This window comes from Halostella salina (assembly GCF_003675855.1).
Classification (GTDB): domain Archaea; phylum Halobacteriota; class Halobacteria; order Halobacteriales; family Natronoarchaeaceae; genus Halostella; species Halostella salina.
Window position 1 is genome coordinate 158,740 of record NZ_RCIH01000003.1, and the last position, 19,136, is coordinate 177,875.

Consider the following 19,136-nt stretch of genomic DNA (forward strand, 5'->3'; position numbering starts at 1 on the left):
GAGACGCCGCACCACGCCCGCACAAGACACTTGTACCGCTTCCGCGACGGCCGACCCATGACCGACAGGCACGCCGTCCGCGAGGGGTACGACGAACTCGCGGAGACGTACGCCGCCGAGCGCTCGGACGACGAGACGCTCGGCACGTCGCTCGTCGAGGACCTGCTCGCCGACCTCCCGACCGAGGCACGACTCCTCGACGCCGGCTGCGGCGGCGGGGAGCCGGTGCTGGCCCGCGCCGGCGAGCGCGCGGTCGGCCTCGACTTCTCCGGGAAACAGCTCGAACTGGCGGCGGCGAACGTCCCGGTCGCACCGCTCGTACAGGGCGACATGACGGCGCTCCCGTTCCGGGACGACGCGTTCGACGCCGTCACCGCCATCCACTCGCTGATCCACGTCCCGCTCGACGACCATCAGCGGGTGATCGGTGAGTTCGCCCGCGTGCTGCGGCTCGGCGGCCGGCTGCTCGTCTCGGAGGGCCACGGGCGCTGGCAGGGCCGGAACCCGGGCTGGCTGGACTCCGGCGCGGCGATGGAGTGGGACATCGCGGGAGCCGAGGCGACGCGCGAACAGCTCCGCGCCGCGGGGTTCCAACTCCGCGACCAGTGGGCCGTCGCCGACACGCTCGCCGACGAGGACGCCCGGAAGCCCTTCTTCCTCGCGGAGCTGTGCGGGCGGTGAACTTATCGGAACCGCCACCGCAGTTTGCCCCATGCCGCCCGAATACGACCCCGTGGAGTCGCCCGACGAGACCACCGTGTTCCCGTACCACGACCTGACGCCGCCGACCACCGCCGACGTGTACCGCGCCCGGCCGGTCGTCGACCGCCACCTTCCCCGGACGCCGCTGGTCCGGAGCGAGCCGCTGTCGGCCGAGTTCGACGCTGACGTCTACCTCAAGCGCGAGGACACGCTCCCGACCGGCGCGTTCAAAGTTCGGGGCGGGGTCACGCTCGCCGCCGGGCTGGCCGACGAGTTCCGCGACCCCGGCCTGATCGCCGCCAGCACCGGAAACCACGGCCAGTCCGTCGCCTACGCCGGCCGCGAGTTCGACGTCCCCGTCACCGTCGTCGTGCCCGAGGACGCGAACCACTCGAAGGTGACCGCGATGGAGCGGCTGGGCGCGACGGTGCGGCACCACGGCGACGACTTCGACGCCGCCCGCGAGCGCGCCGAGACGCTGGCGGCCGAGGAGGGGTACCGGTACGTCCACTCGGCGAACGAGCCGTCCCTCGTCGCGGGCGTCGGCACCGCCGGCCTCGAAGTCGTCGAGGACCTGCCGGACGTCGACTACCTCTTCTGTCCCGTCGGCGGCGGCTCGAGCGCCGCGGGCTACTGTCTCACCGTCGGCGAACTCACCGATGCGACGGTCGTCGGCGCGCAGTCCGAGGCCGCGCCGGCGATGTACCGCGCCTGGGACGAGGGCCACCTCCGGCCGTCCGACGAGATGGGGACGTTCGCGGAAGGCATCGCCACGAGCGTCCCGTTCGCGCTCACCGCCGACCTGCTCCGGGAGCGCCTGGACGACTTCCGCCTCGTGAGCGAGGACGCCCTCCGGGCCGGCGTCAGGGACCTGCTCGTCGAGGACACGGTCGTGATGGAGGGCGCGTGTGCCGCCAGCGTCGCCGCGATGCGCCAGTTCGGGGACGACCTCGGGGGCGAGACCGTCGTTCTGCCGGTTTCGGGGCGGAACCTCGACGTGGAGAAACTGCGGGCCGTGCTCGCCGAGTGACAGGTACCCGCGGTCGCCGGCGGGAATTACCGTCCCGAAATCAGGGAACGATCGAGGAGAGGTACGCGATCAGCACGACGCCGAGGACGAGTCCGGCGACGACCACGCCGAGGACGGCGGGGAGCGACGCGCCGCCCTGCACTGCGATCATCCCTGCGGAGACGCCGACGAGGAGCACGAACCCGGCTTTCAGTCGGGTTCTGTTCCGTTCCTGTTCCTCCTCGGAGAGCGACGGGCCGACCATCTCAGTCACCGGCAGCCGCCAGCGCCTCGTCGGGCGTGCTGACGTGGAGCGTGGCGAACAGCCACTCGTCGTCGTGTCGTTCGAGCGTGCCGCTCCAGCGCGTCGGATAGGCGCGCCGGCGGTCCGCCGACGTGTCGGTCCACGCGAGGTCGACCGCGTCGCTGAACCAGGCGTACCCGTCGCGCTCGGCGACGCTCAGCCGGCGGGAGTCGACGGTCCACTCGTCGGTGGTCCGGCTCTGCTCCCGGAGCGCCTCGGCCACGTCGTCGTAGCCGATGAGCGACTCCGAGATCCCGAACTTCGCCGTCCCCGGGTCCTCGACGAAATACGGGTACAGCGGCTCCCCGCGACGGAGCGACTCGTAGTACTCGCGCACCGTGTCGGCGGCGGTCATACCGGAGTACAGGGCGGCCGCCGGTTTGAACTCACTGGAATCCGCGGTCCACGCCGTCGTCGTCGATGAGGTCGTCCAGTTCCGCGTCGAGCAGTTCGTCGGCCTCCTCGAACGTGGCCGAGAGTTCGTCCAGTTCGTCGGGCCGGTCGTACTGGTCGTACTCCATCGGCCCGAACGCGGGGCTGTCCAGCGCCTCCATCACGTCGTCGAACAGGTCGCCCGGCGTCGTCGGCGCATCGGCGTGGGCCCTGATCACCTCCTCTAGCTCGGTTGCACGGTCCTCGGCCTCGTCCTCGTCGTCCGGCGGCGACTGGACGGCAAAGCGCCCGGCCTCGGACTCCGCCGGGAGGAACGACCCGATCTCGTCGTCGAGGCTTCGGGCGACGCGAGCGCCGACGCCCCGGACGTCGAACGGGTTCTTCGCGTAGGTCTTCAGCTGGTAGACGCCACTCGACGGGTGGCCGACGTAGAGGTCCTCGCCGACGCCCCCGGACCGGTCTCCGGCGACTGCGCGCCAGCCCTGGGGGTCGACGTCCTGATCCACGACGTCCTCGACGATGTCGTCCCACTCTCTGACACGCATGTCTACGGCTTTCGAATCTATCGGAATGAACGTGTCGGTCGTGGCGATCCGGACCGCCGCTTCGGGGCCTGCCGGACGCGCGCCCGGAGAGTAGCGCTTTTGAGGCCGGGCGACCTGTGACGGGATAGTGAAAATTCGGGGAACCGCGGCGGGTGCGGCCGAGGTCCGGACCGTCTCGACGCAGTACGGCGAGAGCGAACTGGCGGAGGTGCCCGTCCGGCTCGCGGAGGGGGCCGACCCCGTGCCGGTGACGCTGTGGGGGAAGTGGACGGAGACGGCCGACCTCGTGGAGCCGGGAATGGAGCTACTCGTCACGGACGCCGAGGCGGACGACTACGACGGCGGCTACGCCACGACCGGCGATTCCTACGTCGTCCTCGAACCGGACTTCCTCGTCGACGTGACCGACGTGCGCTCGTGGGTGCAGTGCCCGCGGATGTACTACCTGAACAAGCTCTCGGGCGTCCCACTGGCCTACCCCGTAGTGAAGGGGACCATCGTCCACGAGGTGTTCGGCGACCTCCTGCGGGGCCGCGACATCGAGGAGTCCATCGCGGACCGCGTCGAGGAGGCCGGCCTCGAACTCGGCCTGCTCGGGCGGACGCGCGAGGAAGTCGCGGACGAGGTGCGGCAGAACGCGGCGGCCATCGAGGGCTGGCTGAACCAGGGCGTGCTCACCGATGGGGACCAGTGGCGCAGCGAGCAGACGCTGATCAGCGAGACGTTCGGCATCAAGGGCCGGGCCGACGCGATCCGGCGCGGGATGCCGGTCGAACTGAAGACCGGGAAGAACACGAAGCGCGAGCCGCGCTTCCACGACAAGATACAGGCGGCCTGCTACGCGCTTGTCCTGCAGGAGCGCGGCGTGCCCGTCGACACCGGGACGCTGCTGTACACCAAGAACTCCGCGCTGGACCGCGGAGAGGCGACGGGCGACCTCTCGCCGGCCAAGGAGTTCTCGGTCGGCGACGGCCTGCTGAAGTTCGTCGTCCGGACGCGCAACGAGATCGCGGCGATGGAACACGACGCGAGCGTCCCGACCGGCTACGAGGCCGACGCGACCTGCGAGTACTGCTTCGAGCAGGACACCTGTCAGGTCGTCTCGGGCCGGCTCGACCAAGAGTCCAAAGCCGGGCAGATCGGCCGGGCGATCCCCGACGAAGAGCAGGCGTACTTCGACCGCTTCTACCGCGCCATCGAGGACGAGCGCCGCGAGACCCACCGCGAGTACGCGAAGCTGTGGGAGCAGAGCGCCGCCGAGCGCGCCGACGACGACCGGGCGCTCATCGGGCTGGAGCCGACCGACCGCCGGCAACTGGATGGCGGGCGGTGGGAGCTGCGCGCCGAGCGGACCGACGACGCGGTGTCGAAGATCCGCGAGGGCGACGTGGTGCTCGCCAGCGACGGCGACCCCGTCTCGGGCCACGCCGAACTCGCCCGGGTCGAGCGGCTGGACGAGGACGTCGTCGTCACGGCCGACGAGCCGGTCGACCTCCGGCGGCTGGACGTGTACCCCTCCGAACTGTCCGCCGACCGGATGCTCACCGCGCTGCACGACGGCCTGCTGAAGGGCGACGAGCGACGGAAGGACGTGCTCTTCGGCCGCGTCGATCCCGAGTTCCGCGACGTGGACGGGACGTTCGTCGACAACAACGAGGCGCAGGACGAGGCGGTCCGGAAGTCCGTCGCCGCCGAGGACTTCGCGCTGGTCCACGGCCCGCCCGGCACCGGGAAGACGTACACCATCGCCCGGACCGTCCGGGAACTGGTCGAGCGCGGCGACCGCGTCCTGCTGTCGGCGTTCACGAACCGCGCCGTGGACAACGCGCTGGAGGCAGTGCGGGATCAGGGAACGGAGGACGTCCTCCGCGTCGGCACCGAGTCCGGCGTCCGCGAGGACATGCAGGACGTGCGCTTAGCGGAGCGCGGCGACCCCGGCGAGCGCGTCCGGGAACTCCGCGACGCGCCGCTCGTGGCGGCGACGACGGCCACCTGCGGCTCGCGGGTCATGCGCGAGCAGTCGTTCGACGTGGCGGTCGTCGACGAGGCCGCACAGCTCACCGAGCCAGAGACGCTGGCGGCGATCAACCTCGCCGACCGGTTCGTGCTCGTCGGCGACCACGAGCAGTTGCCGCCCGTGGTCAGAGCCGAAAACGACCTCACGGAGTCGCTGTTCGAGCGCCTCATCGACGCCAGCCCCGAGGCGGGCGTCCTGCTCGACCGCCAGTACCGGATGGCCCAGCGCATCCAGGCGTACGCCTCCCGGGAGTTCTACGACGGCGCGCTCCGCCCCGCGAATGGCGAGGTGGCGGGGCAGCGCCTCGCGGATCTGGCTGGCGTCGACGTGGACGCGCTCCCGGCCCACCTGCGCGACCCCGTGACCATGCTGGACGTGCCGGGCGACGCGTCGGCCCACACCGACGCCGTCGAGGCCGAGCGCGTCGCCGAGACGGTCGAGTCGTTCGTCGACGCTGGCGTTGACCCGTCGGACGTGGGCGTCATCGCGCCGTTCCGCGCGCAGGTCGCCGAGGTATCTCGCCGGGTCGGCGACTCGGTGACTGTCGACACGGTCGACCGCTTCCAGGGCTCCGCGAAGGAGGTCATCGTCGTCTCCTTCGTCGCCAGCGGCGACCTCGACAGCCCGATCTTCGAGGACTACCGCCGGGTGAACGTGGCGCTGACGCGGGCGAAGCGCTCGCTCGTGCTGGTCGGCGACGCCGACGCGCTGGCGACCGACGACACCTACCGACGGATGGTCGAGTGGGCGCAAGCCTGATCGTCCACGTCCACAGCGTCGCGACGGTCAGATCCGAAACGGCTCGTCCACCGGCTCGACGTTCGCGGGGATCCGGTCCGGGTCACCGATCGTCGCGTCGTATGCGGGCGCGACGTGAAGCTGCGGGGCCGCCGACGGCCGGCCGACGCCCGCTGCCGAGAACAGCGTGTTCTCCCCGATATCGGCAACTGCGGTCCGCAGCCGCCACGGGTCGTGGTCGAGGACGGCCGTGTAGATGCCGCCCCTGCCGGGGAGGTAGAGCCGATAGCGGTCGACCGCGTACGACCCGAACGAGCCGTCTTCGACCGGTTCGAGCGGGCCGTCGGGCTCGTACGTCGCGCGGAAGCGGGCGTCGGGTTCGCCGGCCTGCACGCGCTCGCTCTCGAACGTGACCTCGGCACCGCGTCGCCGGACCGACGCGTCCGCGAGGTAGTACGGCACGCCGAGCGTCCGCCGGGCGGCGGTGACCCCGAGTCGCTCGTCGGCGTCCATGCTGAGGAAGTAGACGCCGGGGTCGCCGTCTATCGTGACGTACGTCCGGAGGTTCACCTGCGGGAACGTCCGCCCGAACGGCGCGAACGAGGGGCGCACGTCGGTCATCGTCAGCGCGACGACGCCGAGCCACGCCTGCCCGTCGTACGTGTCGAGCGTCGCGGCGTCCGGCAGGTGCGGCCGGAGCCAGTCGGGCGCGACCGGATAGTGGGCGAACAGCAGGTCCCGCCACTGCATGGAACCGAGCGAAGCCATACGGATCCCAGGGGGTCCGCGACCTTCGACCTGTCGCCCGGCGGTCGTCCGACCGCCCGGGGACTTTTCACTCGGTCCCGCCAACGGCGCGCCATGGAACTCCCGCTCGGGACTGGCACGGTCGAGGCGTCGTTCCCGGACTGCGATGTGACCGTCGCCGACCCGCCCGGCGGCGAGGCGGTCGACCCCCACGCGGCCGCCGAGCGTGCCGTGGCCGATCCACACGGCCCGTCGCTGGCCGAGCGCGTCGCCCCCGGCGACGACGTGGCGGTGGTCGTGACGGACGTGACCCGCGCCACGCCGGACGACGCACTGCTGGACGTGCTTCTCGACGAACTGCGGGACGGCGGCGTCGACCGGACGGACGTGACCGTCGTGATCGGTCTCGGTCTCCACCGCCCGATGGACGACGGCGAGATCCGCGCGGCGCTGGGCGAGCACGCGGACCTCGCGGTCAACCACGACGCCGACGCCGCCGTCGAGGTGGGCCGGGTCGACGGCTGCCCGGTCGAACTCCACCCGGCGGTCGCCGACGCCGACCGCGTCGTCTCGACGGGGATGGTCGAACCGCACCAGTACGCCGGCTTCTCGGGCGGCGCGAAAACCGTCGTGATCGGCGCGGGCGGCGAGCCGCTCATCCGGCACACGCACGGCCCCGACATGCTCGCCCGCGACGGCGTCCGACTGGGCCGCGTCGACGGGAACCCGTTCCGCGAGACACTGGACCGGGCGGGCGACGTGGCCGGCGTCGACTTCTCCCTGAACGTCACGCACGGGCCGAGCGGGATCCTCGACGCCGCCGCGGGCGACCACCGCGCCGTCGTCCGGGATCTGGCGGCGACGGCGCGGGCGGCGCTGTCCGTGCCAGTTGCCGACGAGTACGATGCCGTCGTCGCCGGCGTCGGCGCGCCGAAGGACGCGAACCTCTACCAGGCGACCCGCGCCGCGACGTACGTGGCGCTCGGCGACCGGAACCCGCTCCGCGATGGCGGCCGGATCGTCGTGCCCGCCGAACTGCCCGAGGGGGCGGGGCAGGGAACCGGCGAGCGGCGCTTCTACGACCGTCTCTTGGGGGCGTCGGGCGCCGCCGAACTGTACGACGCGATGCGCGAGGGGTATGACCCCGGCGCGCAGCGCGCGTTCGTCGTGGCCCGCGTCCTCCGGGACCACGACGTGTACGTGACCAACAGCGAGTCGCCCGCGGTCGTCGAGGAGTGCCTGATGCACGCCCGGGAGGGCGTGGCCGACGCGGTCGACCCGGGGAGCGACGTGCTCGTCGTCCCGGACGCGCTGAACACGCTGCTGGTGCGGCCCTGACTACTCGCTGACGCGTTGGCTGATCCCCTCGCCGACCCGTTCGCCGGGCCGCCGGAGGTGGCCGCTCTCGACCTCGTACACGTAGCCCGTGACGGTCACGTCGTCGGGGATCAGGTCGGACTCGCGGAGGTACTCGACCTGCGCGGCGCAGGCCTCGTCGATGTCGTCGGTCATCTTCACCCAGTCCGCGACGCTCGCGTCGCCGACGTTCAGTTCGGGCAGGCTCGGGTCGAGGTCCGCGTCGTCCAGGTCGCCGGCCTGCGCTTCCAGCCCCTCGGTCACGGCCTCGTCGGAGGCGCTCATCATCCCGCAGTCCGTGTGGTTGACGACGATGATCTCGTCGGTGTCGAAGAAGTTCGTCGTCAGCGCGGCCGAGCGGATCACGTCGTCGGTCACCTTCCCGCCGGCGTTGCGGTAGATCTGGGCGTCGCCGAGTTCGAGACCCAGCACGTCCTCGACGGGAATGCGCTCGTCCATGCACGCGACGACGAGCAGGTTCTCGTCGGTCGGGATCCCCTTGCGTCGCCGTCGCGCCCAGTCGTCCAGCGCGTCGACGTCGGCGTCCACGCGCTCGTGGACCGGTCCCTCGTGGTCGTCGTGGTCGTCGTCTCCGTGGGTGTGGTGTGCCATGCAACCGTTGTAGGGGACCCAGCGACGAAAAGGCGGGACCACCCGGTAAGCCTGGCCCGGACTCCAGGATAGCTGTCGATCGTGCCGGTATCGTGGGATCTCGGCTGCGGATCCGCAGTCAGTCCTCGCCGGCCAGCGCGCCCGCCCCGGCGTCGTCGCCGATGGCTTCAACGACGCGGTCGTGGAACGCCCGGAGCGCGGCGCTCTCGTCCTCGGCCAGCACCACGTCGCTGGCCATCAGCGTCGCCAGGCCGAACGCGCGGGGCGTCGGCGACGCGACGGTCCGGCTCGTCACCGCGATTTCGCCGTCGCCGACCGCGCCGACGACCGCCTCGATGGCGTCGACGTTCAGCTTGTCAGAGAGGATCTCGCGGTACGTCTCCTCGATCACCGCGAAGTCCTCCAGGTCCTCGGCGAAGCCGAGCAGCATCTCGCTGGACACCTGCTGTTCCTTCGCCGACTTCTCGTACCCCTTGTACCGCTTCAGGATCATCAGCGAGCGCGTCGCGTTGATCCGGAAGTAGCGCTGGAGCAGTTCGGTGCCGTCGATGCTCTCCCGCAGCAGCGGGCGCACCTCGTCGGCGTCGAGGTCGCGCAGGATCCCCACCACGTCGACCTTGCGGTTCAGCGGCATCGAGAGCGAGAAGCCGTGGTCCGCGACCGCCACGGAGACGTTGGCGTTGGTCTCCTGGGCGCAGCGGTACGCCAGCAGGCGCGAGAGCCCGTCGTTGAACCGCCGGCCGTAGCCGGAGTGGACGTAGTACCGGCGCTCGTACTCGTCGCGGTCCTTCTCCACCTCGATCGCGATCCGCTCGTCGGTGGCCACGCTCTCGGCCCCGGCGTAGCGGACCTGCTGGTCGAACATCCGCGTGACCGCCCGCACGCTGTCGTCGTCCAGCGGGAACTCGCGGAGCCAGCGCCGGGCCGCCGGCGGGCCGCCCGACGCCAGCCGATCGAGCAGTTCGCCCTGGAAGGCCAGTATCTCGCGGCCGAGGTCGTACGACAGCGGGAGGCGCTCGGAGAACCACGAGGGCACCGTCGGGCGGGCGCTCGTCGGGTCGACGTACACCTTCGAGCCGCGGCGGTAGCGGAACTCGAAGTTCCGGCCCCCGAGCACGAACACGTCGCCCCCCTCCAGCGTGTCGAGGTAGTTCTCGTCCAGATTGCCGACCCACTCGTTGTCGGCCCGGGTGAACACGTCGCAGGTGAAGGAGTCCGGGATCGTGCCGATGTTGGTCATGTAGATCACCCGCGCCAGCCGGCCGCGCTTGCCCATCAGCGGCTCGCCCACCGGGAACTCCTCGTAGTGGTGCTCGCCGCCGGGCGGGTCGTTTTCGTCGCGCCACACCTTCGCGTACACGTTCTGCTCCTCCAGCCCCTCGTAGTCGGCGGTGAGGTAGCGACAGAGCCGCTCCCAGTCGTCGTCGCCGTAGTTCCGGTAGGGGTAGGCCCGGGTGAGGATCCCGCGGACCTCCGCCTCCGGCCGGATCTCGGCGATCGCCATGCCGTAGACGTGCTGGGCGGCCACGTCGTGGGCGTTCTCCGGGATCGACACGCTGTCGACGAACCCCTCCTCGGCCTTCTTGAGCATCACCGCACACTCGACGAGTTCGTCGCGGTCGAGCGCGATCACCCGGCCGGTGACGGTCTGGCCGACGCGGTGGCCGGCGCGGCCGACGCGCTGGAGCAGGGCGGCGACGCTTTTCGGCGACCCGACCTGCACGACGAGGTCGACGTGGGGCATGTCGATGCCGAGTTCGAGGCTCGTCGAGGACGTGACCACGTCGAGCGTGCCGTCCTTGAGGTCCGTCTCGACCGCCTGCCGGGCCTCCTTCGAGAGGCTGCCGTGGTGACAGCCGGAGTTGTCCTCGTCGTACGCGTCGAACCGCTCGCGGAGGGTCTGGAGGACTCGCTCGGCCCCCGAGCGCGTGTTCGTGAACACGAGCGTGTTCGTGTGGTCGGCGATCAGGTCGTGGAGTTCGTCGTAGAACCGTCCCTGTACCACCTCCCGGGGTGTGTTGATCAGGTCGTCGGTCGGACAGTGCAGTTCGATGTCGAACTCGCGGGCGAAGCGCGCGTCGACGATCTCGCAGTCGCGGGCGTCGCCGCCGGGGTCGTCGCGCCCGACGAGGAACTCCGCCACGTCGTCGAGCGGTTCGATCGTCGCCGAGCAGCCGATCCGGGTCGGCGACCCGTCGGCGAGCGCTTCGAGGCGCTCCAGGCTGACCGAGAGATGCGTGCCGCGCTTCCCGGCGGCGATCGAGTGGATCTCGTCGACGATCACGTACTCGACGGTCCGGAGCTTCTCGCGGAACTTCGGGGAGTTGAGCAGGATCGCGAGCGTCTCCGGCGTCGTGTTGAGGATGTGCGGCGTCTCCTCCAGCATCCGCTGGCGGTCGGCGTCGCTCGTGTCCCCGTGGCGGATCGCGTGGCGGATCTCGCCGGCGTCCTCGCCGCGGCGCTCCGCGACGTCCGTGATGCCCTCCAGGGGCACCTCCAGATTGCGGTGGATGTCGTTGGCGAGGGACTTCAGCGGCGAGACGTAGAGGCAGTACACCGAGTTCTCCAGCCCGCCGTCACCGTCATCGGGGTCCGCCGCGGAGTCGTCGCCAGCCGTCCCGTCGCGCGCCCGCCGGTACAGGTCGTCGATGATCGCGGTGAAGGAGGCGAGCGTCTTCCCGCTCCCCGTCGGGGCCGCGACGAGCGCGTTCCGCCCCTCGTCGACGAGCGGGATCGCCCCCTCCTGGGGCGGCGTGAAGAAGCCGTCGTTCTCGGGGACGAACGCCCCGAACTCCTCGACCCACCACTGCCGAACGACGGGGTCGAGCCGCGCCAGCACGTCGGCGTCGGTTATCGTGGCGTCCGTCGGGTCGAACGGGAGCTCCGTCCCGTCGTCCGCGTCGAACGGCAGGCCCGTCGCGTCGGTCGGCCCGGTCGGGTCCATCGGTCGATCCTTGGCCGCCGCGGGCAAGAGGGTTGGGACAGCGGGGCGGAACTGAAACGGGCCGACGACCCAACCCTTTTCGGCCACCTCGCCGCAAGGGGGCGTATGAACGTCACGTTTCTCGGCACCGGGAGCGCGATGCCGACGGGCGAGCGCGCCCAGACCGGGCTTTTGCTCGAACGCGACGACCGGACGCTGCTGGTCGACTGCGGGAGCGGCGTCCTCCACCGTCTCGCGCGGACGGAGATCGGCTACGAAGGGGTGTCGTCGGTCCTCCTCACCCATCACCACCTGGACCACGTCTCGGACCTGCTGTCCCTGCTGAAGGCGCGCTGGCTGGCGGGCGAGGAGCATCTGGAAGTCGTCGGCCCGGCCGGGACGAAGGCGCTGGTCGACGACCTGCTCTCCGTCCACGACTACCTCGACGGCCGGGTCGACCTGCAGGTCCGTGAGGTCGGCCCCTACGAGTTCGAGGTGGCCGGGTTCGCGGTCGAGGCGTACGAGACGCGCCACTCGTTGCCCTGTCTCGCCTACCGCTTCGGCGACGAATTCGTCTACAGCGGTGACACCGAGGCGTTCGAGGGGCTGGCGAACTTCGCCGACGGCGCGGCGGTGCTGGTCCACGACTGCTCGTTTCCGGACGACGTGGACGTGGCGAACCACCCGACGCCGACCCAGCTGGGCGAGACGCTCGGTGCATCGGGGGCGTCGGTCGGCCGCGTCTATCTCACCCACTTCTATCCCCACACGCAGGGGCGCGAGGAGGAGATGGTCGACTCCGTCCGCGACTCCTACGACGGCGACGTGCGCGTCGCCAGCGACCTGACGACCGTCCGGATCGACTGATCCCGACCTTCGGTTCGGTCCCTGTCGACCCCGATCCGAATCCCGCAGCCTTAAGGCTCGCCGCTGTTAGTAGGTAGATAACAACAGTGATCCGAGCGATGGTGCGACGGACGGATGCGGCCCTGAAACGGAGGGAATCGGCGTGAGCGCGACCGGGCGGATCGCGTCGGCGATCACGGACCACTCGCGGATCGTGATCGTCGTCATGTTGCTGCTGACCGCCGGGGTCGGTGCCGGGGCGGTGGATGTCCAGCAGTCCTCGTCGATCACCGACCAGTTCGACACCGGCTCGGTCGAGGAGGAGAAGCTCTCCTACGTCCAGCAGAACTTCACCGCCGGCCGGGAGAACACGACGACGGTTCAGGTTATCGTCCGCAACGAGGACGGGAACGTCCTCTCGCGGGAGTCGCTCGTGCGCTCGCTGCGGTTCCAGCAGTCCCTCCGGGCCAACGAGTCGATAAACGAGACGCTCGCCGAGCAAAACGCGATCGTGGGCATCGAGAACTACGTCGCATCCTTCGGGCTACTCCGGGCCAACGCCAGGAGCCTGCAGGCCGCAAACGAGAGCTTGCAGGAGAACATCACCGCACTGGAAGAGCGGCAGGCGGCGCTGAATGCGACCTCCACCCGCCTGCAAGACGCGGCGACGGCGGCGGCACGCGGTGAGACGACCGCCGACGCCGCCTTCGACGGTGTCCGCGAGAACTCGTCGGTGACGTTGACCGACGAGGACGGCGAAACGTTCTCGCGCGCGGTCGAACTGCTTCGAAGCGCCGAGACCGAGTCCGACCGGCGGGCCGCCTACGCGCTGGCGACCTACGCCGGCCCCGGTAACGAGAGCGTCCTCAGCGACCAGTACGCGGCGCTGCAGGAGCGGTCCGCGGAGATCGAGGCCCGCGGTGACGAACTCGCCGAGCGCGCCGCCGCCCTGGAGGAGCAACGCGCCGGGATCCAGGCGGGCGACCTCCCGCCGCTCCGACAGCAGACGGTCGCCATCGAGGCGATGAACGAGTCCGAGGTCGATACGGTCGTCGAGAGCCTCCTGAGCGACGGCGGGAACGGCGGCTCCGGGGGACCGCTCGGCTTCATGTCGGCGGATTACGAGCCCGGTAGCACGAACGCCAGCGCGCGGATGATGATCGTGTTCCAGTCGACGGAGTCGGGGACGGCGAACCCGGCCTCGGTGTCCGACCGGGTGTCCTCGTCGCAGTTGCTCATCCAGGACCAGGCCACCGACACGAGCGAGAACGGCGAGGAGTACGTCGTCTTCGGCTTCGGCGTCATCAGCGAGGAGACCTCGCAGTCGATGAACGACAGCCTCGCCATCGTCGGGCCGCTGGCCCTGCTGTTCGTATTGCTGACGCTGCTGATCGCCTACCGCGACATCGTCGACATCGCGCTGGGCTTCGTCGGCATCTTCACCGTCCTCATCTGGACGTTCGGCTTCATGGGCTGGGCCGACATCACGTTCAACCAGATCATGATCGCGGTGCCCGTGTTGCTGATCGGGCTCTCTATCGACTACGCGATCCACATCTTCATGCGGCACCGCGAGCAGCGCCAGGACCGCAGCACGAACGGCGACGAGACCGTCCGCGGGTCGATGCGGACCGCGCTGCTCGGCGTCGGCGTCGCGCTCGTCTGGGTGACGGCGACGACGGTGATCGGGTTCATGTCGAACCTCATCAGCCCGCTCGGGCCGATCCAGGACTTCGGGATCGTCAGCTCCTTCGGCATCGCGGTCGCCCTGCTCGTATTCGGCGCGTTCGTGCCGGCGCTGAAAGTCGAGATAGACAGCCTGCTCGAGGGCTGGGGGCTGGACCGCAAGAAGCGCGCCTTCGGGACCGGTGGCGGCGGGTTCAGCGCCGTCCTCTCGGTCGGCGCGAAGGCGGCGAAGGCCGCGCCACTGGTGGTTATCGTGCTCGCGCTGACGATAAGCGTCGCCGGCGCGTACGGCGCGACGCAGGTCGACACCAGCTTCTCGAACGAGGACTTCATCGCGGACGACCCCCCGGACTACATGTACGACCTGCCCGAGCCGTTCAAGCCGGGCGAGTACAGCGTCAAGCAGAACCTGGAGTACATCAACGACAACTTCCAGCGCGAGGACCAGACGGGACAGATACTGATAGAGGGCAACGTGACGAACCCCGACACGCTGAACCGTGTCCAGCGCGCCGAGGACCGGGTCGCCGAGAGCGAGGTCGCCTACGTCGGCTCCAGCGGCGAGCCGTCCGTCACCAGTCCGAACTCGGTGATCCAGGAGGTTGCCGCGCGCAACGAGACGATGGCGGCGGTCGTCAACGACACCGACACGGACGGCGACGGGGTCCCCGACCGGAACCTGACCGCCGTGTACGACACGCTGTACGAGGTCACGCCGGACCAGGCCACCAGCGTCGTCTACCGCGAGGGCGGCGAGTACCGCGCCCTCCAGATCGAGGTGTCGGTCAAGGGTGGTCTCTCGACGGCCGAGACCACCGAGCGCCTGCGTGACGCCGCGGCGGCCGTCGACGACGACGGCGACAGCGACGTGTGGACGGCGACGGCGACCGGGACGCCGGTCGTCAACGAGATCGTGCAGGGCGAACTCCTGACGACCGTCATCGACAGCCTGATCATCACGCTCGTCGCCGTGTTCGCGTTCCTGATGGTCGCCTACCGGGTCACGGAGGGGAGCGCGACGCTCGGGGTGGTGACCCTGCTCCCGGTCGCGCTGTCGGTGGCGTGGATCCTCGGGACGATGTACCTCATCGGAATGCCGTTCAACGTCCTGACGGGGATGATCACCAGCCTCACCGTCGGGCTGGGGGTCGCCTACAGCATCCACCTGAGCGAGCGGTACAACCTCGAACTCGAACGCCGTGGCGACGTGTGGGAGGCGATGCGGACGAGCGTCACGGGCACCGGCGGCGCGCTGCTCGGCAGCGCGGCGACGACCGTCGGCGGCTTCGGCGTGCTCGCGCTCGCCATCTTCCCGGCGCTCCAGCAGTTCGGGATCATCACCGGGCTGACCATCGTCTACGCGTTCATCGCGTCGGTGGTCGTCCTGCCCAGCCTGCTCGTCGTCTGGACGAAGTACCTCTCGCCGGACGACGTGCCGGGGCTCGACGAGTCGGGCGACGCGACGCCCGACGACGAGGACGGTGACGACAGTGACGACGACAGCGAGGACGACGGCATCAGCGGCGACAGCGACGACGAAGGTCCCGACCCGCTCGCCGGCAGCCCGGACGACGACGAGTCCGTGGTCGCGACCGACGAGACGGTCGACCCGCTGACGGCGTCGACCGGTGCTGACGCCGATGCGGACGACGGGTCGCCCACGCCGGACGGGACGCCGGCCGCGGCCGCTGGCGGCGCGATGGCCGACGACGAGGACGCCGGAACGGAGGCCGACGAGGCCGCGGACGAGCCGTCGCCCGCGACCCGAACGGTGTACCCCGAGACGGTCGCGCCCGGGGACGAGTTCAGCGTCTCGGTCGATGTCGACGGCGTCTCGGGCCGCGTCGTGCTGGTGGAGGACGCGCCCGGCGTCGGCGGGGAGATAACGACGCTCGACCCGTCGCCCGAGAGCGTCACGCAGGTCGGCCGGACCGTCTACGCCGCCTGGGAACTCGACGGCCCGACCGACCTCCACGTCGCCTACACGGCCGACGCACCCGCGGACGCCACGGCCGGCGAGGACCTGTCGTTCGACGGCGAACTCCGGACCGCCGACGGCGCGCATCGGACCGGCGAGGCCGACGCGCTGCCGGTCGTTTCGGAGTTCCTCGAACGGGTCCGCGAGCGCTCGGCACCGACCACGGCCGACGTGAACCGCGCTGCGGAACTGGCGGCGGCCGGCGACCTCACGGAGGCGGAACTGGAGCGGATCCACGAGCGGTGGCTCGCGGCATCGGAGCGGCAGGCACCGCCGTCCCGCGCCGACGGTGGTGAGGACTGAATGGACGAGAGCGCGGCCGTCGAGTCGCTGGAGCGCCTCGGGCTGACCGGCTACGAGGCGAAGGTGTTCATCGCCCTCCAGAAGCTCGGGATCGGCACCGCCAGCGACGTGGACGGCATCGCCGACGTGCCGCGGTCGCAGGTGTACAGCGCCGCCGAGAGCCTGGAGGACCGCGGCCTCGTCGAGGTCCAGCAGTCCAACCCGATGCGCTACCGCCCCGTCAGCATCGAGACGGCGCGCTCGACGCTCCGCGAGCGGTTTGAGCGCGAGCAGGACCGCGCGTTCGAGTACGTCGAGACGGTGCGCGAACAGCACAGCGACGGCGACGAGGAGCAGGAGGACATCTGGACCGTCCGCGGACAGGACCGGGTCACGGACCGGATCGTGGAGCTGATCGAGGGAGCCGACGAGAGCGTGGTGTTCGGGGCACCGCACGTCGACCTGGTCGGCCCCGACATCGAGGCGGCTCTCCGCGAGTCGGCGGATACCGGGAAGCAGGTGACCGTCATCAGCGCCGACGAGGGCGTCCGCGACCGGTTCGCCGACCATGGGGGGATCGTCGCGACAGCGCCGCCGCCCGCGTTCCGGCACGATTCCAGCGCGGGGCGTGTCGTCCACACCGACGACGACGGCGTGCTCATCTCCGTGCTCGGCGAGGAGCCGATACCCGGGATCAACCGCGAGACGGCGTTCTGGAGCCGCGAAACCAACTTCGCGTCGGTGCTGGTCCAGATCATGCGGTCGAGCCTCGGTCCGTTCGAGGCCTGACGCGGCGGTTCGGCCGACTCTCATCGCCTGGAACCTCACCCTCCGGCAGCCGGCCATGGCCCCCGCTCGGCATTCTGAACGTGCCGCATCCGACGGTGTATCGGGTGACCGGGAGGCGTTCCTTCGACATCGACAAGTGTTCGATACGAGTTCGGAGCAGTATGGACTTCGTGGAGCTTCCAGCCGAAGAAGCCGCAGTCCGTCGGTTCGTCGAGGATCTCTGGCTGCCGTACAACCGCGAACTCGAAGCGACCGTCGACCAGTTCTCCCTCGCCGACGACGTCGACCTCGTAATGGAGGAGGTTCCGTTCCGGATCGACCGCGTCGGCACCGAGGGGTACAGAAAGTGGATCGCCGTCGATGGCTCCGCCGACGCCGCCACCCTCGCCGATGTCGACGCCGAGTTCGCCGGGTTCATTGCGGCCGAACTGGACGAGGCCCCGAGCGTCTTCGACCGTCCCGACCGGCTGTACATCTGTGATATCTACGTTCGCGAGCCGTATCGCGGGACGGGGTTAGCCAACGACCTGTTCGACCGTCTGCGAGCGTGGGCCCGGGATGCCGGCTGTGAGGAGTTCAGCCTCGACCCGCACGCGGACAACGACCGCGCCATCGCGTTCTACGAAAAGCTCGGCTTCGAGACGACGCAGTACCACATGGTGGCCGGCGTCGACGAGTGAGCCCACTGCCTGACCCCGGTGAGGTGGCCGTCAGGCCTCCTCGTCGTCCCCGTCGGGCAGGCGGCGGACCGCTCGCTCCCACCGCTGTTTGGCCGCCTGGCCGGGGTACGCGATGGGGTCGTACGCGATGTCCTCGTCCGTTCCGAGATGCACGGCGTCCTTGCCGGCCCGCCGGCGTCGCCACCCGACGACCCCCGCGATCAGTATCGACAGTATCAGCACGGCCAGGGCGATGTTCGCGGGAGTATCCGGCGGCCACACCAGCACGCCGATGATCGCCACCAGTACGGGTGCCGAGACGGCGTAGAAGAGGTAGACGAGCGCACTCCCGGACAGCTCGATACGCCTGCTCACGTTCGGACTGGACGAGCGAGCGAATATCGGCCTGGTGGAGCGACAGCGATTCTTCGGGACTACTCCAGCCGGTAGCGCAGCAGCGCCGCGATGCCGCCGAGGTTGGCCAGCTGGTCGCCCGGGGCGAAGTCCGAGGAGAAGACGGTCACGTCGCCGCCCTGCTGCTCCACGTCGGTGACGATCTCGTTGACGTCCACGTCCCACTGGCGGCCCTCCTCGTCCTCGCTCACCGCGCCGCGCTCCTTCCGGAGGCGCTCGTCCAGAACCAGCAGCGTCTCGACCGCGCCGAAGTCAGCCGCCTTCGCGACCTGCTCCGGGCCGTAGGCGGCTTTCGCCCCCTCGCCGATGCGGCGGGTGAGCTCGTCGATCAGTTCGGCCTCCTCGGCGATGCGGGTCTCCTCCTGTACGTCCGCGACGGCACCGCGCTTCAGCACCTCGTGGACGCCGCGGTCGCCGACCGCGCTCGTGTCGACCGTGGAGATCCTCTCGGCCACGTCGGGGGCCTCGTCCTCGACGAAGTCGAGCAGGTCCTGCTTGGTAAACCCCGGACCGGCGAGGATGATCGCGTCCACGTCGAGCCGACGGAGGGCGGCCGTCACCTCGCCGAATAACTCGTCGCGGGAGCGAGCGTACTCGCCTTTCCCGGTCGTGCCGGTGAAGGAGCCGTACTCGTCGGTGCCGTACTGCGCGACGGTGTGGACGTGCGCCTCGCCCTCCTCGACCGTGGCGATCGCCACGTCCGGCGCGTCGGTCGCCGCGGCGGCTTCCTCCAGCCGTTCGATCTGGTCGGGTTTGAACCGCTTCTCGACGGTGATCTCGTCGCGCTCCTCGACGTTCAGCGTGTGGTGGAAGCCGAGTTGGTCCTCCCGGGAGGCGTCGACGATCTCGCCGCCCACCCGGAGGCGGTTGGCGAACTTCGCGAACTCGACGCTGTTCACGTCGATGCCGACGTACATGTGTTCGCGCTCGCCGCCGGTGTCGCGCATCTTGTCGTCGTCGCGCTGGATGCGCCGCGTCGTGTCGCCGGAGACGCGGTCGCCGGGTTCGAGGACGTACTGCAGGTGCCAGAGGTCGTCTAAGCTCTCCGGGACGAGCGTGATCCGCTCGCGGCCCTCCTCGGCCGGCTCCCGGCTCTGTATCTTCATGGTTTCGCCTCCGGGCTACCGGGATAAGTG

General features: G+C 70.2%; 16 protein-coding genes. 8 read left to right on the forward strand and 8 right to left on the reverse strand.

Annotated elements, in window-relative coordinates; all coding sequences use genetic code 11:
* The first annotated feature begins 57 nt into the window (after positions 1-57).
* Positions 58-681, forward strand: coding sequence for a class I SAM-dependent methyltransferase (locus D8896_RS06875; RefSeq protein WP_121821355.1), 624 nt, complete (start codon positions 58-60; stop codon positions 679-681).
* Positions 682-712: 31 nt separating this feature from the next.
* Complete coding sequence (locus D8896_RS06880; RefSeq protein ID WP_121821356.1) at positions 713-1,732, forward strand: threonine ammonia-lyase; 1,020 nt, start codon at positions 713-715, stop codon at positions 1,730-1,732.
* 40 nt (positions 1,733-1,772) lie between these two features.
* Here the strand turns inward: D8896_RS06880 and D8896_RS06885 are convergent, their stop codons facing one another.
* Genes D8896_RS06885 through D8896_RS06895 form a run of 3 tightly spaced genes read right to left on the reverse strand, consistent with a single transcriptional unit; the run spans position 1,773 to position 2,953 of the window.
* Entirely contained in the window at positions 1,773-1,976 is a 204-nt protein-coding gene (locus D8896_RS06885) for a hypothetical protein (RefSeq protein WP_121821357.1), read from the reverse strand.
* A gap of 1 nt (position 1,977) precedes the next feature.
* A complete protein-coding gene (locus tag D8896_RS06890; RefSeq protein ID WP_121821358.1) occupies positions 1,978-2,370 on the reverse strand; it encodes a nuclear transport factor 2 family protein in 393 nt (130 codons plus the stop codon).
* A 31-nt stretch (positions 2,371-2,401) separates the two neighbouring features.
* Positions 2,402-2,953 (reverse strand): hypothetical protein, encoded by a 552-nt coding sequence (locus D8896_RS06895; protein ID WP_121821359.1) that lies wholly within the window; start codon positions 2,951-2,953, stop codon positions 2,402-2,404.
* A gap of 127 nt (positions 2,954-3,080) precedes the next feature.
* Here D8896_RS06895 and D8896_RS06900 point away from each other — a divergent pair, with 127 nt between their 5' ends.
* The gene (locus tag D8896_RS06900; protein ID WP_121821360.1) at positions 3,081-5,729 is read left to right on the forward strand and encodes an AAA domain-containing protein; all 2,649 of its coding nucleotides are present in this window, start codon (positions 3,081-3,083) and stop codon (positions 5,727-5,729) included.
* Positions 5,730-5,756: 27 nt separating this feature from the next.
* Here D8896_RS06900 and D8896_RS06905 read toward each other — a convergent pair whose 3' ends face one another.
* On the reverse strand, positions 5,757-6,476 hold the full coding sequence (locus D8896_RS06905; RefSeq protein ID WP_121821361.1) for a YqjF family protein: 720 nt from the start codon (positions 6,474-6,476) through the stop codon (positions 5,757-5,759).
* A gap of 93 nt (positions 6,477-6,569) precedes the next feature.
* Here D8896_RS06905 and D8896_RS06910 point away from each other — a divergent pair, with 93 nt between their 5' ends.
* A complete protein-coding gene (locus D8896_RS06910; RefSeq protein WP_121821362.1) occupies positions 6,570-7,793 on the forward strand; it encodes a lactate racemase domain-containing protein in 1,224 nt (407 codons plus the stop codon).
* On the opposite strand, the gene D8896_RS06915 is transcribed toward D8896_RS06910, so the two are convergent.
* Together D8896_RS06915 and D8896_RS06920 are read right to left on the reverse strand one after the other, a co-directional pair.
* Positions 7,794-8,423, reverse strand: coding sequence for a beta-class carbonic anhydrase (locus D8896_RS06915; protein WP_121821363.1), 630 nt, complete (start codon positions 8,421-8,423; stop codon positions 7,794-7,796).
* Positions 8,424-8,541: 118 nt separating this feature from the next.
* The gene (locus D8896_RS06920) at positions 8,542-11,367 is read right to left on the reverse strand and encodes an ATP-dependent helicase (protein WP_121821666.1); all 2,826 of its coding nucleotides are present in this window, start codon (positions 11,365-11,367) and stop codon (positions 8,542-8,544) included.
* Between the two features lie 105 nt (positions 11,368-11,472).
* On the opposite strand from D8896_RS06920, the gene D8896_RS06925 reads away from it, so the two are divergent.
* The 4 genes from D8896_RS06925 (at position 11,473) to D8896_RS06940 (ending at position 17,607) form a co-directional block, all read left to right on the forward strand.
* Positions 11,473-12,213 carry an MBL fold metallo-hydrolase gene (locus tag D8896_RS06925; RefSeq protein WP_121821364.1) on the forward strand — a complete coding sequence of 247 codons (741 nt, stop codon included), beginning with the start codon at positions 11,473-11,475 and terminating at the stop codon, positions 12,211-12,213.
* A gap of 142 nt (positions 12,214-12,355) precedes the next feature.
* Positions 12,356-16,159 (forward strand): MMPL family transporter, encoded by a 3,804-nt coding sequence (locus D8896_RS06930; protein WP_240452004.1) that lies wholly within the window; start codon positions 12,356-12,358, stop codon positions 16,157-16,159.
* Positions 16,160-16,927, forward strand: a complete 768-nt coding sequence (locus D8896_RS06935; RefSeq protein ID WP_121821365.1) for a TrmB family transcriptional regulator — start codon at positions 16,160-16,162, stop codon at positions 16,925-16,927.
* 161 nt (positions 16,928-17,088) lie between these two features.
* Positions 17,089-17,607, forward strand: coding sequence for a GNAT family N-acetyltransferase (locus D8896_RS06940; protein ID WP_121821366.1), 519 nt, complete (start codon positions 17,089-17,091; stop codon positions 17,605-17,607).
* Positions 17,608-17,637: 30 nt separating this feature from the next.
* Here the strand turns inward: D8896_RS06940 and D8896_RS06945 are convergent, their stop codons facing one another.
* Positions 17,638-17,961: a hypothetical protein gene (locus tag D8896_RS06945; protein WP_121821367.1), complete on the reverse strand. Its 324-nt coding sequence runs from the start codon at positions 17,959-17,961 to the stop codon at positions 17,638-17,640.
* Between the two features lie 59 nt (positions 17,962-18,020).
* A complete protein-coding gene (locus D8896_RS06950; protein ID WP_121821368.1) occupies positions 18,021-19,106 on the reverse strand; it encodes an mRNA surveillance protein pelota in 1,086 nt (361 codons plus the stop codon).
* Positions 19,107-19,136 lie beyond the last annotated feature (30 nt).